Source organism: Halorubrum californiense DSM 19288, from assembly GCF_000336875.1.
In the GTDB taxonomy this organism is placed as follows: domain Archaea; phylum Halobacteriota; class Halobacteria; order Halobacteriales; family Haloferacaceae; genus Halorubrum; species Halorubrum californiense.
On record NZ_AOJK01000011.1, the window covers coordinates 1 to 26,828 of the forward strand.

General features: G+C 66.3%; 31 protein-coding genes and 1 tRNA gene. 15 read left to right on the top strand and 17 right to left on the bottom strand.

The window, feature by feature from the left end; translation table 11 throughout:
* Positions 1-72: 72 nt before the first annotated feature.
* From C463_RS02015 to C463_RS02025, 3 genes are read right to left on the bottom strand one after another with little or no spacing between them, the layout of a single operon-like run.
* Complete coding sequence (locus C463_RS02015; protein ID WP_008440636.1) at positions 73-717, bottom strand: DUF7095 family protein; 645 nt, start codon at positions 715-717, stop codon at positions 73-75.
* 60 nt (positions 718-777) lie between these two features.
* The gene (locus C463_RS02020) at positions 778-1,314 is read right to left on the bottom strand and encodes a Mut7-C RNAse domain-containing protein (RefSeq protein WP_008440639.1); all 537 of its coding nucleotides are present in this window, start codon (positions 1,312-1,314) and stop codon (positions 778-780) included.
* Positions 1,311-3,122 (bottom strand): helix-hairpin-helix domain-containing protein, encoded by a 1,812-nt coding sequence (locus C463_RS02025; RefSeq protein ID WP_008440640.1) that lies wholly within the window; start codon positions 3,120-3,122, stop codon positions 1,311-1,313. Before C463_RS02025 ends, C463_RS02020 begins: the two co-directional genes overlap by 4 nt.
* A 107-nt stretch (positions 3,123-3,229) precedes the next feature.
* Here C463_RS02025 and C463_RS02030 point away from each other — a divergent pair, with 107 nt between their 5' ends.
* Positions 3,230-3,679 carry a DUF2237 family protein gene (locus tag C463_RS02030; protein WP_008440641.1) on the top strand — a complete coding sequence of 150 codons (450 nt, stop codon included), beginning with the start codon at positions 3,230-3,232 and terminating at the stop codon, positions 3,677-3,679.
* A 34-nt stretch (positions 3,680-3,713) separates the two neighbouring features.
* Here the strand turns inward: C463_RS02030 and C463_RS02035 are convergent, their stop codons facing one another.
* From C463_RS02035 to C463_RS02050, 4 genes are all read right to left on the bottom strand, one after another.
* Positions 3,714-4,943 carry an MFS transporter gene (locus C463_RS02035; RefSeq protein ID WP_008440642.1) on the bottom strand — a complete coding sequence of 410 codons (1,230 nt, stop codon included), beginning with the start codon at positions 4,941-4,943 and terminating at the stop codon, positions 3,714-3,716.
* 387 nt (positions 4,944-5,330) lie between these two features.
* Entirely contained in the window at positions 5,331-6,722 is a 1,392-nt protein-coding gene (locus tag C463_RS02040) for a signal recognition particle protein Srp54 (RefSeq protein ID WP_008440643.1), read from the bottom strand.
* 427 nt (positions 6,723-7,149) lie between these two features.
* Positions 7,150-7,917 carry a DICT sensory domain-containing protein gene (locus C463_RS02045; protein WP_008440644.1) on the bottom strand — a complete coding sequence of 256 codons (768 nt, stop codon included), beginning with the start codon at positions 7,915-7,917 and terminating at the stop codon, positions 7,150-7,152.
* Between the two features lie 32 nt (positions 7,918-7,949).
* Positions 7,950-8,819: a pantoate kinase gene (locus C463_RS02050; RefSeq protein WP_008440645.1), complete on the bottom strand. Its 870-nt coding sequence runs from the start codon at positions 8,817-8,819 to the stop codon at positions 7,950-7,952.
* Positions 8,820-8,947: 128 nt separating this feature from the next.
* On the opposite strand from C463_RS02050, the gene C463_RS02055 reads away from it, so the two are divergent.
* The 3 genes from C463_RS02055 to C463_RS02065 all read left to right on the top strand — a co-directional run bounded on the left by C463_RS02055 (position 8,948) and on the right by C463_RS02065 (position 11,124).
* Positions 8,948-9,466, top strand: a complete 519-nt coding sequence (locus C463_RS02055) for a zinc ribbon domain-containing protein (protein ID WP_008440646.1) — start codon at positions 8,948-8,950, stop codon at positions 9,464-9,466.
* Between the two features lie 123 nt (positions 9,467-9,589).
* Entirely contained in the window at positions 9,590-10,075 is a 486-nt protein-coding gene (locus C463_RS02060; protein WP_008440647.1) for a FlaD/FlaE family flagellar protein, read from the top strand.
* Complete coding sequence (locus C463_RS02065) at positions 10,072-11,124, top strand: hypothetical protein (protein ID WP_008440648.1); 1,053 nt, start codon at positions 10,072-10,074, stop codon at positions 11,122-11,124. The genes C463_RS02060 and C463_RS02065 overlap by 4 nt, the downstream gene beginning before the upstream one ends.
* A 461-nt stretch (positions 11,125-11,585) precedes the next feature.
* Here the strand turns inward: C463_RS02065 and C463_RS02070 are convergent, their stop codons facing one another.
* On the bottom strand, positions 11,586-12,074 hold the full coding sequence (locus C463_RS02070) for a hypothetical protein (RefSeq protein WP_008440649.1): 489 nt from the start codon (positions 12,072-12,074) through the stop codon (positions 11,586-11,588).
* Between the two features lie 100 nt (positions 12,075-12,174).
* Here C463_RS02070 and C463_RS02075 point away from each other — a divergent pair, with 100 nt between their 5' ends.
* Entirely contained in the window at positions 12,175-12,831 is a 657-nt protein-coding gene (locus C463_RS02075; RefSeq protein ID WP_008440651.1) for a hypothetical protein, read from the top strand.
* Between the two features lie 81 nt (positions 12,832-12,912).
* On the top strand, positions 12,913-13,335 hold the full coding sequence (locus tag C463_RS02080) for a low molecular weight phosphatase family protein (protein ID WP_008440653.1): 423 nt from the start codon (positions 12,913-12,915) through the stop codon (positions 13,333-13,335).
* A gap of 50 nt (positions 13,336-13,385) precedes the next feature.
* Here the strand turns inward: C463_RS02080 and C463_RS18325 are convergent.
* Together C463_RS18325 and C463_RS02085 are read right to left on the bottom strand one after the other, a co-directional pair.
* A tRNA-Gln gene (locus tag C463_RS18325) sits at positions 13,386-13,535 on the bottom strand.
* Between the two features lie 69 nt (positions 13,536-13,604).
* On the bottom strand, positions 13,605-14,195 hold the full coding sequence (locus tag C463_RS02085) for an AsnC family transcriptional regulator (protein ID WP_008440656.1): 591 nt from the start codon (positions 14,193-14,195) through the stop codon (positions 13,605-13,607).
* A 143-nt stretch (positions 14,196-14,338) separates the two neighbouring features.
* Between C463_RS02085 and C463_RS02090 the strand changes: the two genes are divergently transcribed.
* From C463_RS02090 to C463_RS02105, 5 genes are all read left to right on the top strand, one after another.
* Positions 14,339-14,533 (top strand): heavy-metal-associated domain-containing protein, encoded by a 195-nt coding sequence (locus C463_RS02090; RefSeq protein ID WP_008440658.1) that lies wholly within the window; start codon positions 14,339-14,341, stop codon positions 14,531-14,533.
* A 72-nt stretch (positions 14,534-14,605) separates the two neighbouring features.
* Complete coding sequence (locus tag C463_RS19115; protein ID WP_008440660.1) at positions 14,606-14,752, top strand: hypothetical protein; 147 nt, start codon at positions 14,606-14,608, stop codon at positions 14,750-14,752.
* Positions 14,753-15,172: 420 nt separating this feature from the next.
* Positions 15,173-15,421, top strand: a complete 249-nt coding sequence (locus C463_RS02095) for a hypothetical protein (protein WP_008440661.1) — start codon at positions 15,173-15,175, stop codon at positions 15,419-15,421.
* A gap of 376 nt (positions 15,422-15,797) precedes the next feature.
* Entirely contained in the window at positions 15,798-17,141 is a 1,344-nt protein-coding gene (locus tag C463_RS18330; protein WP_152422352.1) for a DUF7504 family protein, read from the top strand.
* A 53-nt stretch (positions 17,142-17,194) separates the two neighbouring features.
* The gene (locus C463_RS02105) at positions 17,195-18,313 is read left to right on the top strand and encodes a DUF5305 domain-containing protein (protein WP_008440663.1); all 1,119 of its coding nucleotides are present in this window, start codon (positions 17,195-17,197) and stop codon (positions 18,311-18,313) included.
* Between the two features lie 14 nt (positions 18,314-18,327).
* Here the strand turns inward: C463_RS02105 and C463_RS18925 are convergent, their stop codons facing one another.
* The 6 genes from C463_RS18925 to C463_RS02135 all read right to left on the bottom strand — a co-directional run bounded on the left by C463_RS18925 (position 18,328) and on the right by C463_RS02135 (position 22,281).
* Positions 18,328-18,606, bottom strand: coding sequence for a polymer-forming cytoskeletal protein (locus tag C463_RS18925; protein WP_008440664.1), 279 nt, complete (start codon positions 18,604-18,606; stop codon positions 18,328-18,330).
* A gap of 35 nt (positions 18,607-18,641) precedes the next feature.
* Positions 18,642-19,064 carry a hypothetical protein gene (locus C463_RS18930; protein WP_008440665.1) on the bottom strand — a complete coding sequence of 141 codons (423 nt, stop codon included), beginning with the start codon at positions 19,062-19,064 and terminating at the stop codon, positions 18,642-18,644.
* Between the two features lie 237 nt (positions 19,065-19,301).
* Positions 19,302-19,847 carry a DUF7344 domain-containing protein gene (locus tag C463_RS02120; RefSeq protein ID WP_008440666.1) on the bottom strand — a complete coding sequence of 182 codons (546 nt, stop codon included), beginning with the start codon at positions 19,845-19,847 and terminating at the stop codon, positions 19,302-19,304.
* A gap of 387 nt (positions 19,848-20,234) precedes the next feature.
* Positions 20,235-20,582, bottom strand: a complete 348-nt coding sequence (locus tag C463_RS02125; RefSeq protein ID WP_008440667.1) for a hypothetical protein — start codon at positions 20,580-20,582, stop codon at positions 20,235-20,237.
* Between the two features lie 127 nt (positions 20,583-20,709).
* On the bottom strand, positions 20,710-21,456 hold the full coding sequence (locus C463_RS02130) for a hypothetical protein (protein WP_008440668.1): 747 nt from the start codon (positions 21,454-21,456) through the stop codon (positions 20,710-20,712).
* 261 nt (positions 21,457-21,717) lie between these two features.
* Positions 21,718-22,281 (bottom strand): hypothetical protein, encoded by a 564-nt coding sequence (locus C463_RS02135; RefSeq protein WP_049905408.1) that lies wholly within the window; start codon positions 22,279-22,281, stop codon positions 21,718-21,720.
* A 204-nt stretch (positions 22,282-22,485) separates the two neighbouring features.
* Here C463_RS02135 and C463_RS18335 point away from each other — a divergent pair, with 204 nt between their 5' ends.
* The 4 genes from C463_RS18335 (at position 22,486) to C463_RS17360 (ending at position 26,138) form a co-directional block, all read left to right on the top strand.
* Positions 22,486-23,121, top strand: coding sequence for a hypothetical protein (locus tag C463_RS18335; protein WP_137695515.1), 636 nt, complete (start codon positions 22,486-22,488; stop codon positions 23,119-23,121).
* A gap of 67 nt (positions 23,122-23,188) precedes the next feature.
* The gene (locus C463_RS18340; protein WP_137695516.1) at positions 23,189-23,407 is read left to right on the top strand and encodes a homing endonuclease associated repeat-containing protein; all 219 of its coding nucleotides are present in this window, start codon (positions 23,189-23,191) and stop codon (positions 23,405-23,407) included.
* A gap of 483 nt (positions 23,408-23,890) precedes the next feature.
* On the top strand, positions 23,891-25,069 hold the full coding sequence (locus C463_RS18935) for a hypothetical protein (protein WP_160163092.1): 1,179 nt from the start codon (positions 23,891-23,893) through the stop codon (positions 25,067-25,069).
* Positions 25,070-25,193: 124 nt separating this feature from the next.
* Entirely contained in the window at positions 25,194-26,138 is a 945-nt protein-coding gene (locus C463_RS17360; RefSeq protein WP_008440677.1) for a HalX domain-containing protein, read from the top strand.
* Between the two features lie 15 nt (positions 26,139-26,153).
* On the opposite strand, the gene C463_RS02150 is transcribed toward C463_RS17360, so the two are convergent.
* Positions 26,154-26,819 (bottom strand): hypothetical protein, encoded by a 666-nt coding sequence (locus C463_RS02150; protein ID WP_049905410.1) that lies wholly within the window; start codon positions 26,817-26,819, stop codon positions 26,154-26,156.
* Between the last annotated feature and the right edge of the window lie 9 nt (positions 26,820-26,828).

Here is a 26,828-nt window from a genome sequence, read left to right on the forward strand (position 1 = left end):
TGGCGGCCGCTCGGAGGCGCGCGCCACCGCACCGAGTTCCATTTATAGACAGTGACGGACGCAGGCTCGGAGTCAGACCATGTCGCCGCGCACCGAGGAACCCTCCTGCTCGGCGCGCTGCTGTTTGAGCACGTCCGCGGCCTCGTTCGCGGCCTCCTCGTCGGCGCCGAGCATCCCGAGCGCGGCGGGCAGCGTCGGCATCGCGAGGTCGGCCGCGCGCAGTCGCTCGAACGCCTCCGGGTCGCGCTCGCCGTCCACCCACAGGCAGACCCCGCGCGGGTCAAGCACCTCCTCGTAGGCGTCCCGGGCGAGTGCCCCCTTCAGGCGCTGCCGGACGTTGTCCTCGAACCCCGAGTTACACACCTCCAAGTGGATCGGCTCGTCGTCGGCGACGAGTTCGGCCGCGAGACACTTCTCCGGGGCCGCGTACCCGTTGTCGCTCGTCCGCACGCGGTCCGGGTGCGCCGTCGCCCACTCGGCGTCGACCGTCGTGCCCACGCCCTGGATGCCGTACTCGGCCGCGAAATCGGCTGCCGCGTCGGCGTCGCCGCCCATGATCACGTCCTTCGTGAGATACACGTCGAGGCGCTCGACCGGGTCGAGCCCGAGCGCGACGTCGCCGAACGCCCACACCTCGCGGACGGGCACCGGCATCGGCTCGCTCGCGACGCGATCGACGAGCGACTCCAGGCGGTCGACGGCCCGTTCGCGTTCCATTGGCGACGAGTACGCGGCGAGCGGCCAAACCGGTTACGCTCGGTCGGGTCGCCGCGGGGGTCAGATCCCGTCGAGCCGCGCCGCCACGTCGTCCCAGTGGCCGCCCTTCCAGAACCACTGGCCGCACTCCGTACAGCGCCACCCCGGGCGTTCCGCCCCGACGTCGTCGGGGACGTACTCCGGCCGGTCGGCGGGCGAGGCGCCGACTTCGGGGGAATCGCTGCGCTCGACGGGGCCGTTACACGAGCCGCAGCGCGTCGGCTCGTCGGCGATTTCGACGGTGTACCCGGCGCCGGCGAACTCGCGGAGCTGGTCGATCACGTCGCGCTCGGTGAGGAGGACGGCGTCGATCGCGGGGTCGCAGCGGGGCGCGCTGTCGGCGAGCTCGCGGTCGCGGGTGAGGAGGACGCGGCCCTCGGCGGCCGCGACCTCGCGGAGCCGGTCGTCGGCCTCGATACCGCGGTCGAGCGCGTAGGCGGCGTCGTAGCCGCAGATCCGGAGGTAGGTCGCGAGCTTCCCGCACATCACGTCGAGCAGGACCGGTGGGCGGTCGCCGGCCGACGACTCGGGGGCGTCGCGCTCGGCGTCCACGGTCACAGGAGGAACGAGCGGAGCCCGTCGAGCGAGCGCGCGTTGAGCACGTCCGCGGCCTCCGCCCACCCGCGGCGCGCGGTGTGGATCCCGTACCGCGCGTTGTCGAGCTCGCGCGGGGCGTGCGCGTCGGTGTCGACGGCGACCGTCGCCCCCGCCTCGATCGCGGCCCGGACGAACTCCCCGTCGGCGTCGAGCCGGGCGGGGTTCGCGTTCACCTCGATCGCGGTGCCGGACGCGGCGGCCGCCTCGGCGACCGCCTCGACGTCCGGGTCGAGCCCCGGTCGCTCGTTGATGAGCCGGCCGGTCGGGTGGCCGAGGACGTCGACGTGCGGGTGTTCGACCGCCCGGACCAGCCGCTCGGTGGCCGCCTCGCCGTCCTGTCCGAGCGCCGCGTGCGGGGACGCGACGACGAGATCGAGGGCGTCGAGCGTCTCGTCGTCGGTCGAGAGGTCGCCGTCGGCGTCGACGTTGGCCTCGATCCCGTGGAGGATCGGGATATCCACCTCGTCGGCCGCCTCGGCGATCGCCGCGGTCTGCTCCTCGATTGCCGCCTCGTCGAGGCCGACGCCGCCGACCATCCCCGGCCCGGTCGCGTGGTCGGTGACGACGTGGTAGTCGTAGCCGCGCTCCGCGGCCGCCCGCGCCATCTCCGCGATCGAGAAGGCGCCGTCGGACCAGTCGGTATGGGTGTGGAGGTCGCCACGGAGGTCCCCCGGCTCGACGAGGAACGGGAGCCGTCCCTCCGCGGCGGCCTCGACCTCGCCGCGGTCCTCGCGCAGTTCGGGCGGGACGGAGTCCATGTCGAGCGCGCGGTACACCTCGTCCTCGCTCTCGCCCGCGACGCGCTCGCCGGCGCGGGTGGCGTCCGGCTCCTCACCGTCCGCGGCGTCCTCGTTGGCGGCCTCCTCACCGTCCGCGGCGTCGGCGTCGGCCTCCTCGTCGAGGTCGCTCACGTCGAAGAGGCCGTACTCGTTCAGCTTGAGGTCGCGGTCGATCGCCCGGTTGCGGACGGCGACGTTGTGCGCCCGCGACCCGGTGAAGTACTGGAGCGCGGCGCCGAACTCGTCGGGGTCGACGATCCGGAGGTCGACGCGCGTGCCGTCGGCGCGCACGCTCGCCTTCCCGGTCCCCGCCTCGATGGTCGCGTCCGCGGCGGGCCAGTCGGTGAACGCCTCGACGATCGGCTCGCGCGCCTCGCTGGCGACGAGCAGGTCGACGTCGCCGATCGTCGCCTTCCACCGCCGGATCGACCCGCACACCTCCACGGACTCGACGGCGTCGCGGTCGGCGAGGTACGCGAGCGCGTCGTCCGCGACCGGCCGGGCGTCGCCGAGACGGGTGCGCTCGCGGGACTCCCGCGCGAACGGGATGTTGTCCAAGATGTTCTCCTCCGTCTTGGCCCCGAACCCGGACACCGTCTGGATCTCGCCCGCCTCCGCGGCGGCCTCCAGCTCGTCTAAGTCGGTGATTCCGAGCGCGTCGTACAGCGAGCCGACCGTCTTCGGGCCGACACCCTCGACCGCGGTCAGCCCGGCCATGTCGACCGGGAGATCCTCGCGGAGCTCGGACAGCTCCTCCATCGCGCCGGTCTCGACGTGCTCGACGATCTTCGCGGCGATGGCGTCGCCCACGCGGTCGATTTCGGCGACCGCGTCCTCGCCCTCGGCCGCGAGCCCCTCGATCGGCGCGGGGTGGTCGCGGACGTTCTCGGCCGCCCGTCGGTAGGCGGTCGGCTTGTACTCGACGCCCGTCGCCTCGAGGAGGTCGGCGAACTCCTCCAGCCGCGTCGCGACCTCGTCGTTCCGGCTCATCGGGGACAGTTCGGCGGCGTCCCACTTATACCGCGTGGCGAACGCACGCCCGGCGGCCCGCGGCGGGCTGCCGGCCGTTTATGCCGTCGGGGACCGTACCCGCGGCCATGTCGACGGACGACGCGAACGGCGACCGCGACGAGCGAAACGTCCTCGGCGGCGAGCTGGCCGCCTGCGGCCACGAGCCGACCACCGGCTACCTCCGTGACGGGCGCTGCCGCGACGTCGAGGGCGACGTCGGCGAACACACGCTCTGTGCGGTCGTCACGGCCGACTTCCTCCGGTACAGCCGCGACCGCGGCAACGACCTGATCACGCCGCGCCCCGAGTTCGACTTCCCCGGGCTTGAGCCGGGCGACCGCTGGTGTCTCTGCGTCGGTCGGTGGCTGGAGGCGGCCGAGGCGGGGGTGGCTCCGCCGGTCGTCCTCGAAGCCACGAACGAATCCGTGCTGCGGGCGGTCGAGGCCGACCGCCTCCGCGACCACGAGTTCGACCCGGCGGCGTTCGATCCGGAAGCGCTCGATCCGGAATCGCCCGACCCGGACGACCGCGACTGAGCGCCGCGGGTGCGGACGGCGCCGACGGACTGCTTTACTCCGTCAGCCAGAGCCCGGCGGCGACGACCGCCGCGACCCCCATCGAGCCGGCGAGCAGGGCGAACGCGGGCCGGAAGCCGACCGCGTCGGCGATGATCCCGACGGCGCTGGGCGCGAGCGCGCCGGCGCCCATGAGCAGCGTCCGGACGACGCCGAGCCCCCCGCCCGCCAGCCGCTCCGGGAGCAGTTCCATCAGGTAGGCGCTGCGCACGGGCTGGAAGCCGTGCGAGCCGAGCCCGAAGGCGGCGACGACGACCGCGGCCGCGACGGCGCCGAGCCCGAGGCTCGGGAGCGAGACGAGCGCGACGAGCGCCGCCGCCGCCAGCCCGAGCGTGCCGACCATCACGGGGAACCGCCCGACGCGGTCGGAGAGGTCGCCGGTGGCCAGCTGGACGAACGTCACCGCGAAGACGAGCGAGTAGAGGAGATTCGCCGTCGAGGTCGAGAGGTCACCGGCCTCCGAGAGGTACAGCGGGAGGAACGCGACGAGGCCGTTGTGCGCGAACGAGAACCCGACGGTCACCAGCACGAACGCCGAGAACCGGGGATCCCTGAACAGCCGGAAGTATTCGCTCGCAGCCGGAGAGTCGTCGCCGTCGTCGTCGGTCGCCCCGGTCGCCGCGGGCGAGCCGGAGAGCCGGACCGCGGTCGCGACCGCGAGGCCGACCGCGAGGACGCCGGTGAGGAGGAACGGCGCGCGCCAGTCGGCGCCGGGGAGCCGCGTGAGGACGGCGGCGAGCGCGGGCGGCGCCGAGAGGACCGCCACGACGACCGCGGGCGCGGCGACGCCGCCCATCGCGCCGAGGGTGTCGTGCGCGCCGAGCATCCGGCCAGTCCGGGCGGGGTAAACGCGGGCGATCAGCCGCACCGAGACGGTCTTGTGGACGCCCGTCCCGGCGCCGATGACGAGCATCGCTACGACCAGCGCGGCGAAGGGGGCGTCGAAGACGACCGCGAGCGACCCCGCGCCGGCGACGAGCGCGCCGGCGACGATCACGCGCACCGGACCCAGTCGGTCGGCGACCGCGCCGCTCGGGAACTGGAGGAGGGCGTACACGATCATGAAGCCGGTGAACGCGGTGCCGACGGTGGCGTTGCTCACGCCGTAGGCGCCCCGGATCGACTCGAACAGCGGCGGGAAGAGGTAGCGGACGAACTTCCCGAGGAACCAGACGAGCGAGACGAGGACGAGGGCGTCGTACTCGCCGATCCGGTCGCGGTCCATCGCCAAGCCGTAGCCCGGTCACCCGTATAAAGGACCTGAAGGGCCCGGAGGCTGCCGGGAGAGATCATCGTGTCATCTCTGCTGGTTCCGCGGTGGCGCGTGCCGGTGAGCGCCCCCTTGGCGCGAACCGCACGCGCGAGGGAGTCGCTGGCCCCGGAGCGAAGCGGAGGGTGCCAGCGACGAGGCTGGGGAGGTGTGAGGCGCCGTGCGGTCGCGGTCGGGTGGGACTCAAAGGGGCAGTCGGGAGGCGGGCGCACGCTCGCTGTGGTCCTCAGTCGGTCCTTGCTTCGCCTGCGCCCGCCTCCCGGCTGGGGCTTTGGAGGTGTTCCTCGCCGATCCGCAATCAACTACCTATAAGAAGCAATCAGTTCGCAGACGGTATCGTATTTAGAACGGGCCCTTGCCGCCACCCATCATGTCGCCGAGGCCGCCGCCCTCGCCGCCCATCTTCTTCATCATGCGCTGCATGTCGCCCTCGCCCATCCCCTGGAACTGGCCGATCGTCTCCTCCATCATCGAGTGCTGCTCGAGCAGCTGCTGGACCGTCTCCTCGTCGGTGCCGGAGCCGCGGGCGATCCGCCGCGTGCGAGACTGGCCGACGACGCGCGGGTTCTCGAGCTCCTCCTCAGTCATCGAGTCCATGATGCGCTCGAAGCGGCGCATCCGGTCTTGGGTGACGTCCATCGCGTCGTCTGGGAGCTCGTCCATCATCCCGCCGCCGAGTCCGGGGATCATGTCCATCACCTGGTCGAGCGGCCCCATCTTGTTCATCGCGTCCATCTGCCGTTTCATGTCCTTCAGGGTGAACTCGCCCTGGAGCATGTCCTCGGGGTCCCAGTCCTCGTCCTCCTCCTGAGTCTCCTGCATCGCGCGCTCGACGCGCTCGGAGAGCTGCTTCAGGTCGCCCATCCCGAGCAGCCGCGAGATGAACCCGGAGGGCTCGAACCGCTCGATGTCCTGGACCGTCTCGCCGGTGCCGAGGAAGGCGATAGAGGAGTCGGTCTCGTTGACCGCGGTCAGCGCGCCCCCACCCTTCGCGGTCCCGTCGAGCTTGGTGATCACGACGCCCTCGATGCCGATCGACTTCTCGAACTGGCGGGCCTGATCCTTCGCGCCCTGCCCGATGGCGGCGTCGAGGACGAGCAACGAGCGGTCGGGGTCGACGACCCCTTCGATCTCTTCGATCTCCGCGATGAGGTCGTCTTCGAGCGCGTGGCGCCCCGCCGTGTCCACGATGTGGACGTCGGCGTCTTCGGTCGCTTCGAGCCCCGTCCGCGCGATGTCGACCGGGTCGTCGTTGTCGGGGTTCCCGTAGAAGTCGACCTCGGCGCGCTCGCACATCTGCTTCGCCTGGTCGTACGCGCCGGGGCGGAAGGTGTCAGTCTGGATAACCGCGGGGCGGAGCCCCTTCTTCGAGAACCACCATGCCATCTTCGCCGCGGAGGTCGTCTTCCCCGACCCCTGGAGGCCGGCCAGCAGGATCGTCTGGTTTTCGAGGGGGAGCTCGGTGGAATCGCCGACCAGCTCGACCATCTCCTCGTAGACGATCTTGAGGACGTGGTCCTTCGCCGTGGTGCCGCCCGGCGGTTCCTCTTCGAGGGCGCGGGACTTGATCGAGTCCGACAGCTCCATCACGAGGGAGACGTCAACGTCGGCCGAGAGGAGGGAGCGCTGGATCTCCTTGACGATCTCCTCGACGTCGCTCTCGGAGAGTCGGGACTTCCCCTGGAGCTTGTCGAGACTGCTCCGCAGGGACGTACCGAGGTCGTCGAGTACCATTTGCCGGAGATAGGCGGGCGACGCGGTAAAGCTTTGTTCGTCGGCGGGCGCAGCTACGTCGTAGATGGCGGATCGGCGGAGAACATCGCCAAATCCTCAGTCGCTCGCTCATACGTGGTTGATAACGGAGCGGCGTAGAACGAGTTCAAAGCCTCAGTCGCTTCGCGATACGTAATTGCTTCCGCGGAGACCGCCTCCAAAGCCCCAGCCGGGAGGCGGGCGCACGCTCGCTGCGCTCCTCANGCCTCACGCCTCCCCAGCCTCGTCGGTCGCCTCGCTTCGCTTCGGCGACCGACTCCCTCGCGCGTGCTGACTCGCGGCCTGTCGGCCGCTCGCAGGCACGCGCCACCGCTGAAATGATCTACGTCAGTACATCAACCGACTCACGGTCTCGATCCGACGCGCCACCGCTACCCCCCCCCGAGCCTCAGACCTCTTCGGCGATGTACTGCTCGATCCGCGTCACGAGTTTCGGGCGGAACGTCCAGAAGCCGTCCCAGACGTTCGGCTCGTCTTCGAGCGCGAGGAGGGCGACGTGGTCTCCGTCGCCGCCCTCGGGCGGCGTGAACACGACGAACCACGACCGTCGATATGGGTAGGAGGTACCGGAGTGGACGGTTACGGGGAGCCCCGACAGCGACTCCACGTCCCCGACGCCGTACACGTGGACGTCGACGCCGGTCCCGGCGACGCGCTCGTACACCGACCGGGTGCCGCGCTCGTCGTCGATCCGCGAGAGCCGCTGGAAGGAGGCCCGAAGCGTTCCCCTCGCGTGTTCGGCCGCGATCCGCTCTATCACGCGGGAGATGATGATGAGGAGGAGATTCTCCTTGTTCGACGCGGGGTAGCCCCGGATCCGAAACGGGACCTCGTCGAGTCCTTCGAACACGGCCGGCAGCGCGACCTCGTCGAGGTCGATCCCGCCGGTCTTGTACAGGTCGGAGTTGATGAGCAGCACCGATTCGAGCGGTTCGTCGAGGGGCGACCGCGCGATCACCTCGCCGTCTTCGACCAGCGCAATCACGTCGTCATCCGCCACCTCGTCGGTGTCGGCCTCGCTGATCGAGACGGGCTGGCCGTCCAGTAGAGAGTCGAACAGGTTTCGGACCGGGTCCGGCGACGACCGGTTCAGGAGGACGAGGTGCCGGTCCGGCGCCTCGAGTTCGTCGAAGAACGAACGGAGCGATTCGGCCATACGCGTCACTCCGGCCGAGCGAGACAAAGTCCTTACTCCCGGCCGCGCTCGTCGACGAGCCGCGCCCCCGCCGCGTCGATCCGACAGGCTTCGGGGTCGTAGCCCGCGTCGGAGAGCCCGGTCCCGAGCGCGAAGACGGTGCGGCCGAGCATCGCCATGGCGGCATCGCCCCCGGCGGACTCGACCGCCGCGATCGCCTCCGCGACCTCGGGCACGAGGAGGTCCGCCTCGCTGGCGAACGCGCGGGCCGCGTCCATCAGCGTCGGGAGTCGCGGATCCGCGCGGAGGCGGTCGAGCGCGTCTTCGCCGGCCGCCGAGAGGGCCGCGGTGTCCCCGCCCAACACCGCCTCGGTCGACAGTTCGCCGAACGTGACGTACTCCGCCCGTGCTGTCGCCGGGACGCCGTCGAGTTCGCCGACGCCGGGCGCGCCCGGTTCGAGGCGGACCGGGACCCCGCCGCGCGCCTGCGCGACCACGTCGCCGAGGCCCGTCCCGCGTCCGACCTCCGCGGCGTGGGCGATCCGGACGAGGTCGTTCTCGGAGCGGCCGCGGTCGAGCGCGTCGTTCGCGGCGAGGGCGGCCCCCAGCGCCGCGGCGCCCGAGACACCGAAGCCGGCGCCGATGGGGATGTCGGTCTCGACCGCGACATCGGCGGCGGGAGCGCCCATTTCGGCGAGGACGTCGTCGACCGCGCCGATCGACCCGGCTTCCCCGTCGATGGTGCGGGAACCGGTTTCGTCGTTCCCAGCGCCGGCCGCCGCCGACACCCGGACGGTCACGCCGTCGGTGAGCGTCACGCCCGCGCCGCGCGAGCCGGCGACCGCGGGGTCGTCGGCGGGGTGCGGGCTGAAGAAGGCGGTGACGTGACCCGGGACGAACGCGGTCGCCCGCTGACTGCTCATGTGGCCGCCGACGAGCGGGCCGCGATTAACGGTTGTTATCCGGTCCGATCCGTGCGCGGCCGCGACCGGCGCACGGCGACGCCGCCGACACCGCAGGCCTAAGTACCGGCCGACCGAATCGCAGCCGTATGCGAAACCAGTTGCGTCCCGTCCTCGCCGCCCTGCTCGCGCTGGTGTTCCCGGGGCTCGGCCACCTCTCGCTGCGGCGGTGGGGGCGGGCGCTGCTGTGGCACCTGACGATCGTCGGCGGGGGTGTCGCGCTGTTCGCGCTGTACGACGTCGAACCGGTGGACCCTCTCGCCAACCCCGCGGCGGTGTCGGCCGCGGTCCCCACCGACGTGGCGCTCCCGATCGTCCTCCTCTCCGCGCTGTCGGCGCTCGACGCGTACCTCGTCGGACGGGCGGACGCCGCCGAGCGCGACCGCGTCGACGCCGCCGCCGAGGCGATGCGGCGGCGGGCCGCGAACGCGGACGGCGACGACGGACCGGGAAGCGGTCGGTCCCCGCCGGCCGCGGCGGGCGACGGCGACGGCGGCGAGACGCTGGAGGTGACCTGTCCCAACTGCGGCAAGGAGGTCGACGCCGACATCGACTTCTGCCACTGGTGTACCGAACCCCTCCCGTGGGCCGAGTCGGACGACCGGTGACGCCGGCGGTCCTCGGCCACCTCCGTCCCCCGCAGTAGTTTCTCACCGCTGATAACTGAGGGCTAACTATGATATGACCCCGCCGCGAGTGTCAGGACACGGACGCGAACGACGGACGGAAACATGAGTCTGAATCCACGACGATACGACGTACGAGAGCTGCGCCGGATCGCGGACGCCCCGCGAGACGGTGCGGACGGAGCGCCTCGGGAGCGGGCGCTCCGACGGCCGAACCGGAACCGGGCCGAGCAGGCGGCGCGCTCGGCCGCGTTCACGGAGCTGCTCCAGCGTCAGCGCGGTGCGCGGTACAACGGCGAAGACCCCGGCGATCGACCGTACCTGACGGCGATTCCGGCGTCGCCCGCGGCGGAACGCGAAATCGGCGAGTGGCTCGGCTACCTCGTCGACGTCGGCGGCCACGTGCGGAGCCGGGACGCGCTGTCCTACTACGGCGAGATCGACTGGGTCGGCGACGACGCGGTCGCGGCGCTGACGCGCCGGCTGGAGGGGTTCGACGCCCCGACGCGCGACCGACCGTTCATCCCCGCGGACCACCGGATCAGCCTCGTCTCCATCGTCCGGATCGCTTCGTGTGCGAGTGACCAATGAGCGACGACGAATCCACGGACATCAACGAATCGGACGAATCGGCAGCGGTCGGCGTGAAACTCGGCAGCACCCGAACGGTGCTCGACATCCCCGACGGCCGCGGCGGCCGCGAGCGCCACTCGGTGCTGACCTGCTTGGCGACCTACGAGGACGCCATCACCGGCGAGGAGAAGGTACTGTTCGGCGAGGAGGCCGCGGTCGAGTACCCCGACCGCGTGCGCTTCATGCTTCGCTCGGGCCTCCCCGAGGACGACGACAGCGTCGCTGACGCGGAGCGCTTCTTCGAGGCGGTCGTGGACGCCCACGACGTGCCCGAGGACAGCGCGGTCGTCTACGCGGTGCCGACCATCGACAACGAGGCGGGCGTCGAGAACCTCAAGTCGGTGATCGAGGGCTCCTCGATCGGCGAGGTCGAGACGCGGAGCTACCCCGAGTCGCTGTGCGGGGCGATCCCCGCCTACGGCGACGGGCTCGACGCGATCGACGAGGTGTTCGTCTCGGTGAACCTCGGCTCGACGACGATGGAGGCGTGTGCCTACCGGCGCGGCGAGCAGCTCTCGCCGTTCTCGACCGGCTCGGTGACGGGCAACGAGGTCGACCGCCGGATCGTCGCCGCCGTCGAGGAGGAGACGCAGGGGCGGGTCCACATCGACCGGACGACCGCGCGGGAGTACAAGGAGCAGCACGGCGACGTGTACGACTTCGAGCCGTTCACCGACGTGGTCCAGCAGCCGGGCGGCGGCAGCCACGAGTTCACCGTCGACCGCGGCGTTCAGGAGCCGATCGACCGCTACATCGACGAGGCGGTCGACGTCGTCGCCAACGAGTTCCTCCCCGAACTCGCGAACGACCACATGAAGCCCTACCAGCTGGCGCTCGGGCGCCCGCTCGCCGCGACCGGCGGCATGGCGTGCATCCCCGGGCTCGTCGAGGAGTTCGAGAAGCGCCTCAGCGAGGAGCTCGACCGCGACGTCGAGGTCGTCTCGCCCGAGGAGCCCGCGGTCGCGGCCGCGGACGGCGCGGCGCGCATCGCGTCTCGACTCGTCTGAGCGGCGAGCGAACGGGTCGGTTTCTCGGTTTTTTCGAACCCCCAAGCGGCGCGTCACGCGAGACCGAATAAAATCGGTGGCGCGTGCCTGCGAGTGCCCGAAGGGCGCGAAGCAGCACGCGCGAGGGAGTCGGCCGACCGGAGGGAGGCCGACGAGGCTGGGGAGGCGTGAGGTGCTGTGCGGAGCGGTGCGGGGTGGGACTCAAAGGGGCAGCCGGGAGGCGGGCGCAGGTGAAGTAAGCACTGGAAGGAGCGAACGGAGTGAGCGACTGAAGCGCGTGGTTCGAGAGAGCTTTGCTCTCTCGTCATCACGAGACGCCTCCGGCGTCTCGAACGACAGCGAGCGTGCGCCCGCCTCGTGGCTGGGGCTTTGTGGGTGTTCGCGCCTGATTCACAGTGGACCACGTATGGCCGAGCGGCTGGGGCCTTGGAGGCGTCTACGACCGACCCGCGACCGACTATCTACACGTCAAAGAGTCGTTCGGCGTCCTCCGCCTGTCGGCGGTAGATGCCGCGTCCCTTCAGCCGCGGTACCTCGTGGGAGTGGAGCCGCTCCGCAGCGGTGTCGTACACGAGGGGGAAGACGTTCGTTCGGCGCTTCGCGACGGTGAACCCGTTCATCGCGTCGAGCAGCGACGCGTCGGGGTCCGGCGCCGCGAACGTCACGTACCCGATTAGCGTCGGAGACGCGCCACCGTCGGCGCGCTCGGGTTCGGCGTCGACGCTATCGGCGAGGACGTCGCGGAACGCCGCCCCGGTGTCCGCGAGCGCCGCCGCGTCGAACCCCTCGGCGTCGACGAGCGTCGCCAGCGCCACGACCGCACCGATCGACTCGTCCGTCTGTTGGGCCATCCACAGGTGTTCGAACTCCTCGGTCCGCTCGTCGACCGCCTCGAAGCCGTGCGCGCGCCGGTTCGCGGCGACCGCCTCGCGGTACTGGCTGATGTCCATACCCCGTCCACGACGTGCATGGTGAAAAATGACACACATGAACGGCAGACGGGGACCGCCCCGGCAACAAGGCTATCCGGGTTCCGGTGCTGTCGGACCTATGATCGCGACGCGGCGAAGCTACCTCCGAGGGATGGGCGGCGCGGGCGGGCTGCTCGCGCTCGCCGGCTGTACGTCGACCGATCCCGACGAGAGCGGTGGCGACGACAGCGACGGGGACGATGGGCTGCCCGGAGGCGACGACGGTGACACCGATGCGGGCGGGACGCGGCCCGAGGGGACCGGCGGCCCGGGAGTCTCCGTCGTCGCCACCGACGGTGTGCCGGACTTCCCGGTTCGGCCGGCGGTCGAGGTCGTGCGGGAGGCCGCGACGTCAGAACACCCGCCGCGGCTCCGCACGACGCTGACGAACGAGAGTAACGAGCAGGTGCGGATCGGCGAGGGGCGCGCGGTCCACTTCGAGTATGTCGGCAACGGGAGCGGGGCGCTCACGCTCCTCCCGGGCGACGGCGAGTACCCGGCCGAGCCCGGCTGCTGGCGGCTCACCGACGACATCGCGATCACCGAAGAGTACCGCACGTTCGCGCTCGACCCCGGCGCGTCGAGCGAGCGCCTCGTCGACCTGTACGCGACGCCCGGCGAGGAGGCCTGTCTCCCGGTGGGTGAGTACCGGTTCGAGACGACGATATCGGTCGTGTCCGCCGACGCCGAACCGGAGTCGTCGACGGAGTGGGGCTTCGCCGTCGTGCTGGAGTGACCCCAGAGTCCCGGCGGCGGGTACGGACGGCTATATAGCCCTCTTAGGAACCGTTAATGAGACGCGGCGAGGCCCCCACGTATGAGCGACGACGTCGTGACGTTCGGGTTCGTCTGCGTCCAGAACGCCGGTCGCAGCCAGATGTCGGCTGCGTTCGCCGAGCGCGAGCGCCGCGAGCGCGGCCTCGACGACGGGGTGAAGATCGTTACCGGCGGGACGCATCCGGCCGACGAGGTCCACCCCGAGGTCGTCAAGGTCATGCGAGAGGCCGATATCGACCTCGCCGACCGCGCCCCTCGGGAGGTCTCGACCGCCGAACTCGACGCCTGCGACGTCGTCACCACCATGGGGTGTTCGACGCTCACGCTCGCGGACGGCGTCGAGGGGCGCGACTGGGCGCTCGACGACCCCCACGGGCAAGACGTCGAGCGCGTCCGCGATATCCGCGACGAGATCGAGGGTCGCGTGATCGACCTCTTCGACGAGTTCTTCGGAGAGGTGTAGGCGATTCCGGACAGCGGAACCCGCGGCTTACGAGATTGTTCGACCAGAAGTAGTCCCGGGCGGATTCGAACCGCCGTCAATGGCTGACTCCGGGCATCCGACCGACATCTTGGCAATAGCGGCAATTTGCCAGTTCGAACCCGCGTTGCGGTCGAATTCCCTCCAAAGGCCATTATGATTGGCCACTACACCACGGGACTGCGAGTTCGGCTAACCGGCGGGCACTCAAGTAGGTTACTCTCCGCGGCGAGGCCGGCCCCGTGGCCTGGCTACGCGCCTTCCTCAATTCGGTCGAACTGGTCTTCGAAGTTCTCCCGGCAGGAGCCGCAACAGAAGTGGTACAGCGTCCCGTCGATCCGCGCCGACTCCCCTTCCGCGGTGACCGTGTTCCCGCACTCGACGCACTCGACCGCGAGGTCCGCGTCGCCGACCGCTGGCGACCACTCGTGGGCGTCGAGGGGGCGCACCGACAACTCGGTCACGGCCTCCAGCCCGACCGCGTCGTCGACGAGGTCGCGGGCGGTCCCCGCCTCGACGCGCGCGACGACCGTCACCTCGCCGTCGGCGGTGAGGAACGCGTGCTCGACGCGCTCGTGGCCCGCGACCGCCTCGTGGACGCGCTCGGCGTCCGCGGGCGCGACGCCGAGCGTCGCGAGGACCCGCAGCCCGTCGGAGAGCGCGTCGCCGTCGATCCGGAGCGTGAACCCCTCGATCACCCCGATCTCGCGGAGGCGGTCGACGCGGTCCGACACCGCGGGCGCCGACAGGTCCACGCGCTCGGCGATGTCGCTGTACGGGCGCCTCGCGTCGGCCAGCAGCAGCCGGACGATCTCACGGTCCGTCTCGTCGAGCGTGCGCATGGCCGGGCGTTCGGCCGGCGCGGGCAAAAGCCGTCCGGGCGGCGAGCGTCCGGAGCGGAACCGCCGGACCGGGGCGTCCGGGAAACCGGTCGCCCGCGGGGGCGACGGAAAGGCAGTTGTGTCCGCGGCGCCGATCGTCGCATATGACGACGATAGACGTCGACGGCATGTCGTGTACGGGCTGTGAGGACAACGTGACCGACGCGCTCGGCGATCTGCCGGGCGTCGAGTCCGCGAGCGCCGACCACGAGGCGGGCACCGCGACCGTCGAGGGCGACGTGGACGTCGACGCCGTCGTGGCCGCCATCGAGGACGCCGGCTACGAGGCGTCGGCGTAGAGGGAACAGACGCGAACCGGGAGTCGGAGACGGGGCGGCGGAACTCGCCGAATACGAGAGGAGGTCCGGTAGGTGGTCGACGCCGCGGGGAACTTCCTCGGGCACGACACCGCCGCGAGGATAGAAGCGATTCACGGCGACCTCTCCGCCGACGGCGACGAGTTCGTCTTCGACTGCTCGAAGGAGAGTGCCTGCTCAGGTGGGCGCCGGCAGTGGTAAGACGGGGTCGCGAACAGTGGTGAAACTCCTCTCTTATCCGAAATCGAGGGGAGGTGTACAGAAATGGATCTCTTAACCGAGCTAGCTCGCACCGCCACATAAATTTATATATTTTGAAACTACTTGTGAAACAGCATCATGTCCCGGCGTTCGGATCGGCCAGACCGACTCCAAGACGAACGAAGCTCTTGGGACGATCGGGAAAGTTGTGAACCCCGAAACTATCGGACCGGAAAACTGGGAAGAAGATCGTCTGAACGGTCACAACGCCCCACCGGGTCCCGACAGCTCAGAAGCGCCAGCCGAAGTCTCCTTTCCGTCTCGGGAGTCGTACTGCTGACCGCGACAAAGGCGGCTGATGCGGTCACGACAGCGGTTGGGCTCATTTACATTCCCGGAATCTACGAGGCAAACACCGTAGTGGCGCTCCTGCTACACAAACTGGGAGTTACCACCGGACTCCTCGTTTCGTCTTTTGTTGTCGTTGTTGTGATCACACTGGTCACCGAAGCCGCCTCTATTACTTTGTGTGCGCGCCGAGAGGACGCCCACTTCGCATCGGTTGTGCGATTGGTAGGATACGTTGTCCCGTCCGCCCTTTTTGCCGTCGTAGCGGTGTACAACGTCACCAAGCTGCTGGCCGGTATCGAGGCCGCCCAACTGTTTTGACCCCTCTCACAGAGAACGAGGAGGAAGCCCACGGCTTCACCCGTGGAGAAATCCCCATCAAATCCGTTACAACATTCGCCTGCGATTAGATACTATAGATAGTTCTGTTTAATAACACATATTATAAAAAGATTCAGTGTGAATTGAGTGCCGAGAAATATCCATTACAAGCGGCTCTATCTACAAACTAGCGCATCTGTGCGAAAACCTGCCCAATTGCGATAGTTTTATCATATAAAACGACTATCCAAATAAGTGCTATTGGGATGTCAAATCGACACGGCCACCACTCTGCGCCAACGAAGCCTGAGCGACTGGTACAGCGCTCGTGTCGAGTGGGGAGGCAGACTGCGTCCAACTCAGCCTGTCGACGTACATGGGTGACACAGAGCGGGTTTCGGCCCGTAGCGCCGCATCCATAATGACTGGATCCAACGGGTCGGATGAGGAACGCTCTCAAAATCAATCTGACCGCGCCAGTCGATTCAGCGACATTGCGTCCGAGTTCAGTGACGAGTTCGGCGAACGGTCAGTGGATAGCGCTGAATCACACCGCGAGAGTGAGTCACCCGAGGCCGAAGACGACGCAAGCGACCGAGTAAAGGACCCGAACGACGACGCCGACTCTTGGGAGTGGGTCGGAGACGACCAAACTGCGGACACAGCCGATCAAAATCCGTCCGATCTGGGTGCGAGCGATACCTCAGAGCAGCCAACGAACGGGAGTCGGGTGTGGAACGACGGATCTGTTGATACCACTTCTACCGACGACGGATCTGTTGATACCACTTCTACCGACGACGGATCTGTTGATACCACTTCTACCGACGACGGATCTGTTGATACCACTTCTACCGACGACGGACCGGCAGACGACGAATCGATAGAAGACGATCCGGTGAAAGCTGTGCCGACTGACGGCGACCAGACCAGAGACGACACCGGTCGAACCGGAAGCCACGCAGGCGGGGTGGACACGGATCCGAACTCGGACAACCAAGCGGACGGGACTGGCGGTCGGATCTGGGATGAGAGTTCGAACACAAGCAACTACACAACGAGCACAGAGACGGTTCGGTCTCCGTCGGACGAGACAGTATCGGCCACGTCTCCACCGACCGGTGCTACGGGAGAGATAGATCCGTCGTCTCTCTTTGATGAGGGACAACTCGGTCCGGGAACCAACGTGCTGATCCAGTCAGAATCGCGGTCGGAGCAAACGCAGGCCAGCTGCCACCAGTTGTTGTTCGAGGGTGACAGCGACCTCGACCCGTATGTGCTGCTCCTCCGTTACCAGCCGATAGAGGGCGAACGACTGGAAGACATCGCATCGAAGGGACACCGGACCCACGTGATCTCCATCGGATACGCACAGTCGGTCCCTCCCGCGGCCGACGAACTGGTCGAGGTCACACAGATCAACAATCCAAACGACATCACCCGGCTGGGAATCGTCGTTTCGAGGGTCACGCAGGGGTGGTCGACCGATGATCGCGATATTCGCGTCTGTTACGACTCGCTGAACATCTTGCTGAACTACAGAGACGTTAAAAACGCGTTCCGGTTCCTCCACGTGTTCCTCAGTACGTTCACCAAGACAGACGCAGTCGCACACTTTCACGCTGACCCGCTGGAGGGCGACCCGCAGGCGATCAATACACTCAAACCTCTGTTCGATGAGGTCGTCTCGATTGACTCGACTGGAACATACGTCGAATAGATGGCTTCGAGAAGACAAGAGACACCGCGGAAACTGTCGCGTATGACGCCGTCATGAGCGACCTCGATCGGTCACTTCGGATCCGTGCGTTCCTCGAGCGGTGGTCCGGAGTCTTCCTCGCTGCACTCCTCATCCTCGCCGCGGTCGGCGGCTGGTGGAGCTATCAGGTCCACGCAACGCCGGATGTGGAGAGTGAGCAAGTCGTCGTCGAACAGTGGAGTGAGTCGACGACGTACGAACACAGCGCGGTGATTACGAACGACTCCCTTGTGTTCGAAGAAGGCGAGCGCGTGCGAAACCGGCCAGTGTACTACGTGAATCTCTCCAGGCAGCTTGACGTGACGTACGTGTACGAACACACGGCCGAGAGCGGCTCGGTGAACGTTACCACAGATCTCCGGCTCCAGTATCGCGGTGTTGAGGGGGATACAGTACTCTGGCAGTACACCGAGCCACTGGCAAGCGGCCAAGATGACGACATCACGAACGAGGACAACCACACTGTCGATGCGGCGGTAGAGATTGACTCCGTGTTCGAGACTATCCGGACGATCGAACAGCAACTCGGCGCCGCCGGAACGATAGAGATCCGGATCGTCGCGGCGTCAGCCGTCGAGGGAACGCTGGCGGGCCAGCCGGTGAGCGAGACCTACGAGAGCACGATGCCGATGACCGTCAATCCGCAGACGTTCCGCGTTCTGGAGATAAACACCGTCGACGAACCGGGTCAGCGGACAGAGACGGTCGAGCGGACAGTCGAGCCGGGAAGAGTTGAGGCGCTCGGTTCGGTCCTGCTCGCCTTTCTCGGAATCAGCGGCGTCGTCGGACTGTTGATCGTCCAACGGAGCGGGTACGCCACGTTATCGTCCGATGAGCGCGAAATATTAGATATCCAACAACAGGAACAAGAGTTCTCCGAGTGGATAACTCGCGGCACGTTCCCGTCTGAGCGCGACTACGAGGCGACGGTCCTCGTCGACGACTTAGAGGGATTAGTCGACGTCGCCATAGACACCAACAAGCGGGTTATTAAAGACGAGCAACTCGGGGTGAGCACGGTCCTCGACGGTGACTTCGCGTATCTGTACGTCCGACCCGACTCGCCGGCGAGCGACTGGCTCGTCAACTACGCCGACATGACGATGGACGAATTCGACGAAGCCAAGATCTGAGCGGCAGTCCGCGATCAACCGCCCTCGGAGATATTGCCTTTGACCTTCGCCCCGTCGGTGAGCGTGACGCTGCCGCCCGCGTCGACGTCCCCGTCAACCTGTGCCTTCTCGCCGATCGACACGTTCCCGCCGGCCCCGACATCTCCGTCGATCTCGGCCTCGTCTTCGAGCATGACGCAGTCGCCTGCCACGTCGCCGGACACTTTCACGCCCGACGAGATGACGACCGTGTTCTCGGAGTCGATGTCGCCGTCGAGATTAGCGTCGAACACGTCCCGCGGGCCGGAACACACGCCGCCGCCCTCACAGGTGACGGTCGCGCTCCGCGTCAGCTCGACCGACCCCTGATCGCCCGCCGTCGACGCGCGGATTCGGAGGGCAACATCGTCGGTGACCTCCGGCGAACACGACAGCGACGCCGTGACGTCGGCAGACTGGCCGGAGGAGAGCGTCGATCGGGAGACGGCGAGGTGGCCCGACTGACACCGAGGCCATCCGAGGAGACGACGCTCACCCGGTCTATCGCGATCGAGTCGGAGAACCGGTTCGTCAGCGTGAAGATCGCCACCGAACTCCCGTCGTCGCCGGGCGGGTCGTTCGCCTCGATCCCCAGCAGCGCGTTCGCGTCGTCCGCGGTCCCGACGCTGAACGATCGGTCACCGGTTACGTTCGAGAACGCGCCGGTACCTTCCACGCTGGCCGCGGCGACCCCGCCGGTGAGCAACAGGCCGATCGCGGCCCGACGGCTCACGAGGTTGTCGGACCCGCCCCGGTCGCGCCGTCATTTCCTAGCCACATCGGTGATGCCGCGCCCTCTGCTCGCGATCCGTCCTCGGGCCAGTGTCCGTGGTTCGAACGGGCGAAGCTGATCGCGGCCGATTCGTTACTGGGATATTATACTGCTGTACGTATTGTACTGCTGTACTTTCGAAGAAGACGGACGACAAACCGGGCTCCGAATGCGCGGGGTCGGCGACACCGCCGGGGCTCACGGCGGCTCTTCGACGTCGCCGAGGCGGTACCGCCGGTTCTGGACCACCTGTGCGACAGAGGAGGCCAAGAACACCGCGACGACGATGGCCGCCCACCCGAGTGCCGGGACGGACCCGGTGGGGACGAACCCGATCCAGACGCCGCCGAGGACGACGACCGAGAGGAGCGAGAGTCCCAAGTAGTAGACCCCCCACGGGATCGACCCCTCGGGGACGACGTCGAGATAGACGTCAAGCGACTTGGCCTCGTCGGTGAGCTCGATTTCGTCCCTGTCGTAGTCGATCATCCCCGCGTCGGCCAACCGATCGAGGTGGGTCTGCTGGAGCGAGGTGTACACGCGCTTGCGCTCGGCGGAGGTAAGCTCGGAGACCGACTTGTCCTGTTCGCGGGCAGCCACCATCTCGGCGAGATCTGACAGGGTGAGCGGCTCGTCGGCCTGCTTACAGAAGTGTATCACGTACCGCCGGCGGTGGTTGCTCAACAGGTCGTAGAGTTCGTTTTTTTCGGGTGGGGTGTATTTTCGCTGGTTGTCAAGCGACATGTCACGGTCCCTCCGGCGGCGAGCGCGTCGGGCTGACCGCTCCGATGGTCAGCATCGTTGACGACATCACCGCCCCCCATCCGGACGCTTTGGGCATGGACGGACCGGTCGCTGACGGAGCGTCTCTTCCCGGACAGGCCGTCGGATCATGCTCCCACACATGCTTACTGACTGACTCGTTCGAACCAGTATAATTATTCGGATCTCACGCCGCCCGCGCGGGAGTCACTCCACACCGAAGGCGTCGGCGACCGCGTCCGCGACGGTGATCGCTTCGGCGTTCTCGCGGAGCGACCGGAACCGCTCGATGTGTCCGTTGATCGTCTCGGCGTCGGCGTCGTCCCGAGCGGCCCGGGCGGCCGAGAGCGCTTCGTTCGTCGCGTCGGCCTAAAACGCCGTCTCGTCGACGGCGGTCTCGCAGATATCGGCGGCGGTTTCTTTTTGGATCTCGTTCGCAAGGTCCGCGGCCTCGGCGAAGCCATCTTCGGCCTCCTCGTAGCCGGAGAGCGCTGTTTCGATCGCATCGATCGCGACGGCGTAAGCGTCCTCGTTGAACGCGGTGATCCCCTCGCCTCGTGCCACCGTCGCGTCGTCGCGGGCGGTAAGCGCCTCATCGTATGTGATGACGATCTGTCGGGATTGACTGCTTTTTCCGTCGGTGTCGCCGTCTCCGGTGATGCCATCGGGAAGCTTGTCGAGACACCCGGAGACCGACGCCGCCAAGAAGAGCCCCACACTCGAAAGGACCAATCGTCGGAGTGACAGATGTACACGTGTAGCAAGGTAGGTGTGTTTTCTTTTTGATCCTCACCAACAGGAGCGAATCGAGGGAAGAACGTGGCCTACGAAGCGCGGGGAGGAGTTATTGGTCGTCCGCCGTGCTGTCGCTGCCGACCCGTAGCTTCTCAACCAGATGTACGGTGTCGTATTCGCCACCGCCGTTGAATACGTCATCAGTGCCCGGTTTAGCGGCATCGGCGATATTAGAGCTAATGGAACCGACTGTGAGGTCGATCTTGAGGCCGATCTGCTCGGTAGCGCCGGCAGGAACCGCGGTAGTGGCCGACAGGGATTGATTACTCACGGATCCGGTGGGATTTCCGTCGGTCGAGATCTTCCCACCGTCTCCGCCCTTGTTGTAGAACTCGTAGGCCTGAATGAGGTCTGAAGCGGCTATCGGACCACCGTTGACATCCGCACCGTACTCCTCGAATCGGATCCCAACCTGAGCGGTCTCTGTTCCCTCGTTGGTCACCTGAAGGAAGTCTGAGAACTCGAAGGTTCCGAGATTTTGTACGGCGGTTTCGACCTCGAGATTACTGTTCGTTTTGTCGTTCGCCCACGCGGCCGGAAGGTCATCAGGCTCAACCCCGTCGAGACCGCTCTCACCGCTGAAGAGGCTGTTGCTATTTCCGCCATAGAACTTGCTGTCACTGGGGTTGTCCAGATAGGCATCATTGTCGTTGCGGAAGCTACCACCCGCCTCCAGGATGAGATTGTCTTCGACGACGACCCTGAAGTCGGCACTCGACGTCGCCGAGTTCGAGAACGCCGCCGACGAGAAGACCGCGCCACTCCCAGTTGCCAATGCTCCGAGACCGACTACCATGCTGCGTCGCTTTACCATATGGCTTCCACCTACTCATCCTATTCGAGGGGATCCACTTAGTATTATGTCACCTGAAACGATCGAAGGGCCGGCTTGAGCCCCGAGACACCCCCGACACCCGGTTCAAGCCGGGCCTGTCGGTGCCCAACGACTGCGTCTCATCGACGGACTGCCTCGGAACGGCTCCGAACGAGGAATAATTCATGCGCTATGGTACCACGCGGCGGCTAACCACAGCGATCCGAACGCATCAGAAGTTGATCACTCCTCGTCGATGACGTCGATCTCCAGCGTGACGCTCGACTCCGCGGGTAGCTCCGCAAGGCCTGACGGACCGTCGGGGATCAGGTTCACCACGAGGCCGAACGTGACCGCGTCACCCGATTCGAACTGCTCGTCGGTGTCGGCGAACAGGATCGTCGTGCCCTGCGCGTCCGTCTGGGTCGGCTCCTCAGCGGAGACCACTCGAAGCGTCTCCGCGACTGCTTCACTCGACGCGCTGGGGTCGTCGCCGGTCGCCGAGAACGAGAATTCGATCCGATCGTACGGCACGTCACCGTTGTTCGTCACCTCGATAAGGTCCTCGAACCGCGAGATCGCCCGCTGGTTCAGCTGCTTGATCACGATCCCCTCGACCTCGCCGTCGTCGTCGGTCCGGACGTACTCCTCGCCCGCGCGACCGGGCGTGAGCGTCAGTTCGGAGGTGACAATGATCCGGAGGTCCGCGGCCGCGGTCGTCTCCGAGAGGAAGGACGCGGAACTGACGACGGCGCTGCCCAGCGCCATGGAGGCGAGTCCGAGCGCGGTCTGTCGTCGTGTGGGCATGTGGGTCGGCGCGAGAACGCGCTCGTGAGTAGTTACTAGGTGCTTGGGGGTTTTGTATTGACGGGCTTTCTCCTGTCGAGGGGCCGGGCGGTCGGTGAACGCCCGGCGAGTCGGGATTCAAGGCCAGCGATACCGACGTTCAAACGGTGCGTGTAGCCGTTCAAGCGACTCAATACAAAGTGGGTGGGGGTGTATGGTGTAGATATGGCTAACAGACGCAGCGTCCTGATCGGACTGGGCGGATTAGTAGCTGGCGGCGGCGCAATCCTGGGTACCGGCGCGTTCACGACTGTGACGGCGGAGCGGACAGTCAACGTCGAGACCGCAGGCGACGCAAGCGCGTTCCTCGGGCTTGCGCCTGCGGACCGTGACGGAAACACTGGTGGCACACAAAATCAGTATGTGTCACAATCTGGTGGCGACGATGACCAGACAGTCGAGATCAGTCTAGAAAATCCTAATGGTTCTAATGGTGCCAACGCAAGCGGGCTCAATGAGAGTGCGATAACGGTCTTCCGAAACTTGGTGACGGTTACAAATAACGGGACACAAGAAGTAACGTCACTTAACCTAGATATTACTGGAGAAGCAAGTGGTAATCTCTCAGGTAATTATGACAGTGTGTTTGGCTTCACTGTCTCGCAGAACAGTAACCAAGGCTCGGTCAATAACAACAATGACATTCTCACCGGTAATAACAGTATTCCCGATGGGCTCGGGCCGGGAGAAGCAATCAACTTCGGACTAAAAATTAACCTTCTTGATAGTGGAGTTACGGAGATTCCGGCAGATAGTAGCTTCACGCTTCAGATAACCGCGAATACTGAGAACTCCAATTAAAACAGCTTATTCGTGGTGAGGAGCTCTCACACACCCTTTCTACTGTTATAGGAATTGCCTTCTGCTGATGACAACCGAAGACGCCAGCAAGAATCAACTCCTTAACGGGATCCGCCGACTCCACGAGGTGCTGGAGAAGGTACCACCATATCAGGAGATGAACGACCACAGAAAGCATAGTGTAGACATATACTCCCGTGTGTTTGGCTTATTGAATGAAGCCGTTGATTCGGCGGGATACAGCTCATATATAATCACGACTACCAAATTAGAATGGAACTATTAGCTGAATTAGATTGCTCGTCGAGAAGTCTACTCGAAAGCCGACTCGTCGTCAACGCTATACGTTGGCATCATCAAACTAAAGACTGCTAGTCGGTCCCAGTGAGCTAATACAATGAGCCGAAAACGGAGCCGAGACCGTTCGCGCGGCGGGTCAGGCGGAATCGCCAGCCGCCGCGGGGTCATCGCCGCGCTCGCGGCCGGCGGCATCGGAGTCGCCGCTCTCGAAGGCACGGGTGCCTTCAGCACGGTCGACTCGCAGCGGGACCTCAGCGTCGTGTCGACGGACGACGACGAGGCGTTCATCCGCATTACCGGCGGACAGGCGAGCGGATCTGACGGCGACACCGTCACGCTGTTCGAGCTGACGAACCAGTTCGATCAGCCGCTGACGACGATTTCGGCGACGGTCGTGAGTTCGGGGAACCCCATCGACCCGCAGACGATACAAACGCCAGAGAGCCTCTCTCCGAGCGGATCTGGCGACGTGCGGGCGCAACTCGATTGCGACACCGACGGCGCGGTGAAGCTTCGGATCGTCGCTTCGAGCCCGAATCAACGCGTTGAGTTCACGCGGACCGCCCAGGTCACGTGTGAGAGCGTAGACGTGTGTGCGCCCCGGGAACTCCCCGCCGGATGTGTCGTCAACAAGGTTCCGAAGGGGTCCACCGATTGTAGCGTCGTGATTGATACCCCGAGTCAAGTCAAAGAGCAGATCACGGGCAGCACTGTGATCGGCGGTGCGGCCGAGTTCCGTTCGCAAAGCCAGATCGACCTGAAGCTCAGGGGGAACTCGGAGATTCGGGAGTATCTCAAGGTCGACACGCCGAGCCAGATCGGTTTGAGTATCGGCGGCAGTAGCCGCGTTCAGGGCGCGGTCAAAGTGCTGACTAACTCACAGCTCGATTTCGACGTCTCGACGCGTGTCGATGGCGGGGTGTGCGTCGAGGACGCTGGAGAAGTGAAATTCTCACCTGGTGACGCCACGATCGACGGCGAGGTTTCACTGACCTCCGCGGATCAGGTGACTGTCGACGAGTTCGATGACGCGACGACTGGGGCGATTACGATCGACGCTCGCGGCCAAGTGAAGTTCGACGGGACGCAGGACTCGACCGTGGCTGGACCGGTGTCGGTGACCGCGAGCGGACAAGTCAAGCTGGACAAGCTGGTCGGCGTCTCGACCGGACCGGTGACGATCGACGGCGACGGGCAAGTGGATATCGTCACTGAAGACGATTCGACTATCGACGGTCCGGTCAACGTCACCGATGCTGGCGGCCAGATCACGCTTGACTTCGCGGCAACCGAGATCACTGAGGGCGTTAGCTTGGATAACAACAGCCAAGCGAAGATGTCACTCGATGGGTCGAGCGTCGGGTCGACCGTGGACATCGACACCCAGAGTCAGGTGGAGGTCGACTTGGCTAACGCGTCGTCAATCGACGGCGATCTGAACATCAAGACCAGCAGTCAGGTCGATCTTGATCTGACAGACAGTCAGATCGATGGGACGGTAACGATCGAATCGCAGAGCCAAGTCGATGTCACGCTGGACGAATCGTCTATTACCGGCGATCTGTCCATCTCGACCCCGAGCCAGATCACCGTTTCTGACTGTTCGGCTGTCGACGGGGAAGTCAGTCCGCAGAGAGCGTGTCGATAGGGTTCGGGATCCGGACTGTGCTTGGTCAGAATCCCCTCGGCGGGCCGGCTTCGAGTCACCTTCATCCGCCGGTTCCCCCCGCTCTTTTCACCCCGACGACACAATAGGCAGGGTACGGCCTTCGATGCCCCGCGACACCGACGCGACGATTCTGATAGTTGAAGACAGCAGACAGCAGGCCGAGAAGTACGCCGACTGGCTGGAGAGATACGATGTCCGGGTCGCGGCCGACGGCGAGAGCGCGCTCGACTCGTTGGATAGCGTCGACGTGGTACTCCTCGACGGCGACCTCGCCGATCCGCCGGCCGGAGAGCTGCTCGGCCGGATCCGCGCTCGCCGACCGGGGTGTCAGATCGGGCTTCTCTCCAGCGTGAGCGTCGGCGACGATGTTCTGCGGCTCGACTTCGACGAGTACGTCCCCCGGCCGCTCGATCGCGAGGGACTCCGCGAGACCGTCGCCCGGCTGGTGGATCACAGAGCGGTCGAGGACGTCGTCGAGACGTTCCTCTCGCTCGTCTCTCGACGTCGACAGATTGAGGCCCGTCGGGGTGACGAGGACCTGACCGACGACGAGCGCTACCGGGAGCTGACCGGCGAGATCACCGCCCGACGCCAACAGATACGCTCGCTGCTCGAACAGATAGACGGCTCGGCCGATCGGGGTGACGGTGCGCGTGTCGATCCCCCGGTCGAGGGCCGCTCGGAAGATGGCTCGAACGCCGACGCCGAACGTCGACCGCTGTACCGGGTCCGGTCTCGCGAGTTCTACGCGCTCTGGCTGCTCGCCGCGCTCGCGTACGGGGTCGGTGACGTCGTCTCGACCCTGTACGCGACGCTCGCAGTTCCGGGATTCGTCGAGGCGAACCCGGTGGTCGGCGGCGCAATCGAAGCCGGTGGACTCCCGGGCTTCCTCCTCTTGAAGCTGGTCGTGTTGTTGGTGTTGATTTCGGTCAGCGTCCAAGGCGCTCGACAGCGCGAGCGGTTTTCCTACTACTGGCCGCCGGTGGTTGCGACCGGGATGGGACTGCTGCTGACCGGCTGGAACGTTCGCTTGGCGATCGGCGCGTAGTCGGTGTGCGGGTCGTTACCGCCACCGACGGATCAGTCGGCGGACGCGGTCGGAAAGGGACAGATCGCGGCCTCGGTCGCGGAACCGAAGCGGGGCGAGTCCGACCGCGAACACGTACACCGTGGTAACCGCCGCGATGATAACGACGTTGATCGCCGCAACGGCGGCAAACGGGTGGATCGCGTGAAGCGAGAGGAGGATCGGTACCGGGAGGAACTGAACGTACTGCCACTCGGAGACCGACCGAACGTACGCGCCCGTTTCCTCGGGCGCGTGAAGGGTAACCGTCGTCGAGGCGGTCTCACCCCGGGCCGCGACGAGTGAACTGTCGGCGACGTCAACTCCGGTGCTAGCCGCGTTCACGCTCGCGATCCGCGGGATGGGGCCGTCGTTCGTGAAATTGTAGGTGTACTCCACCGAGCCGCCGCGCTCGATCACGGTCGGGCTCGAGCTCGGCGTCTGCGAACTCACGATCGTGATGTCGTCCGTTCCCGACGGAACGACCATACTCGCGGTCGCCGGGACGGTGATGAGAAGGAGAATGACGATGAGTACGAGGACCGCGCTCGTCTCGCCGCGGCGGTCGCGCGATCGATCGCCGCGCCCCGACCGGGCTCGGCTTCCGCCGATCGCCTCGCCGACGAGGCTGTACGCCAGCAACAACAGCCCCATGACGACCATCAATGAACC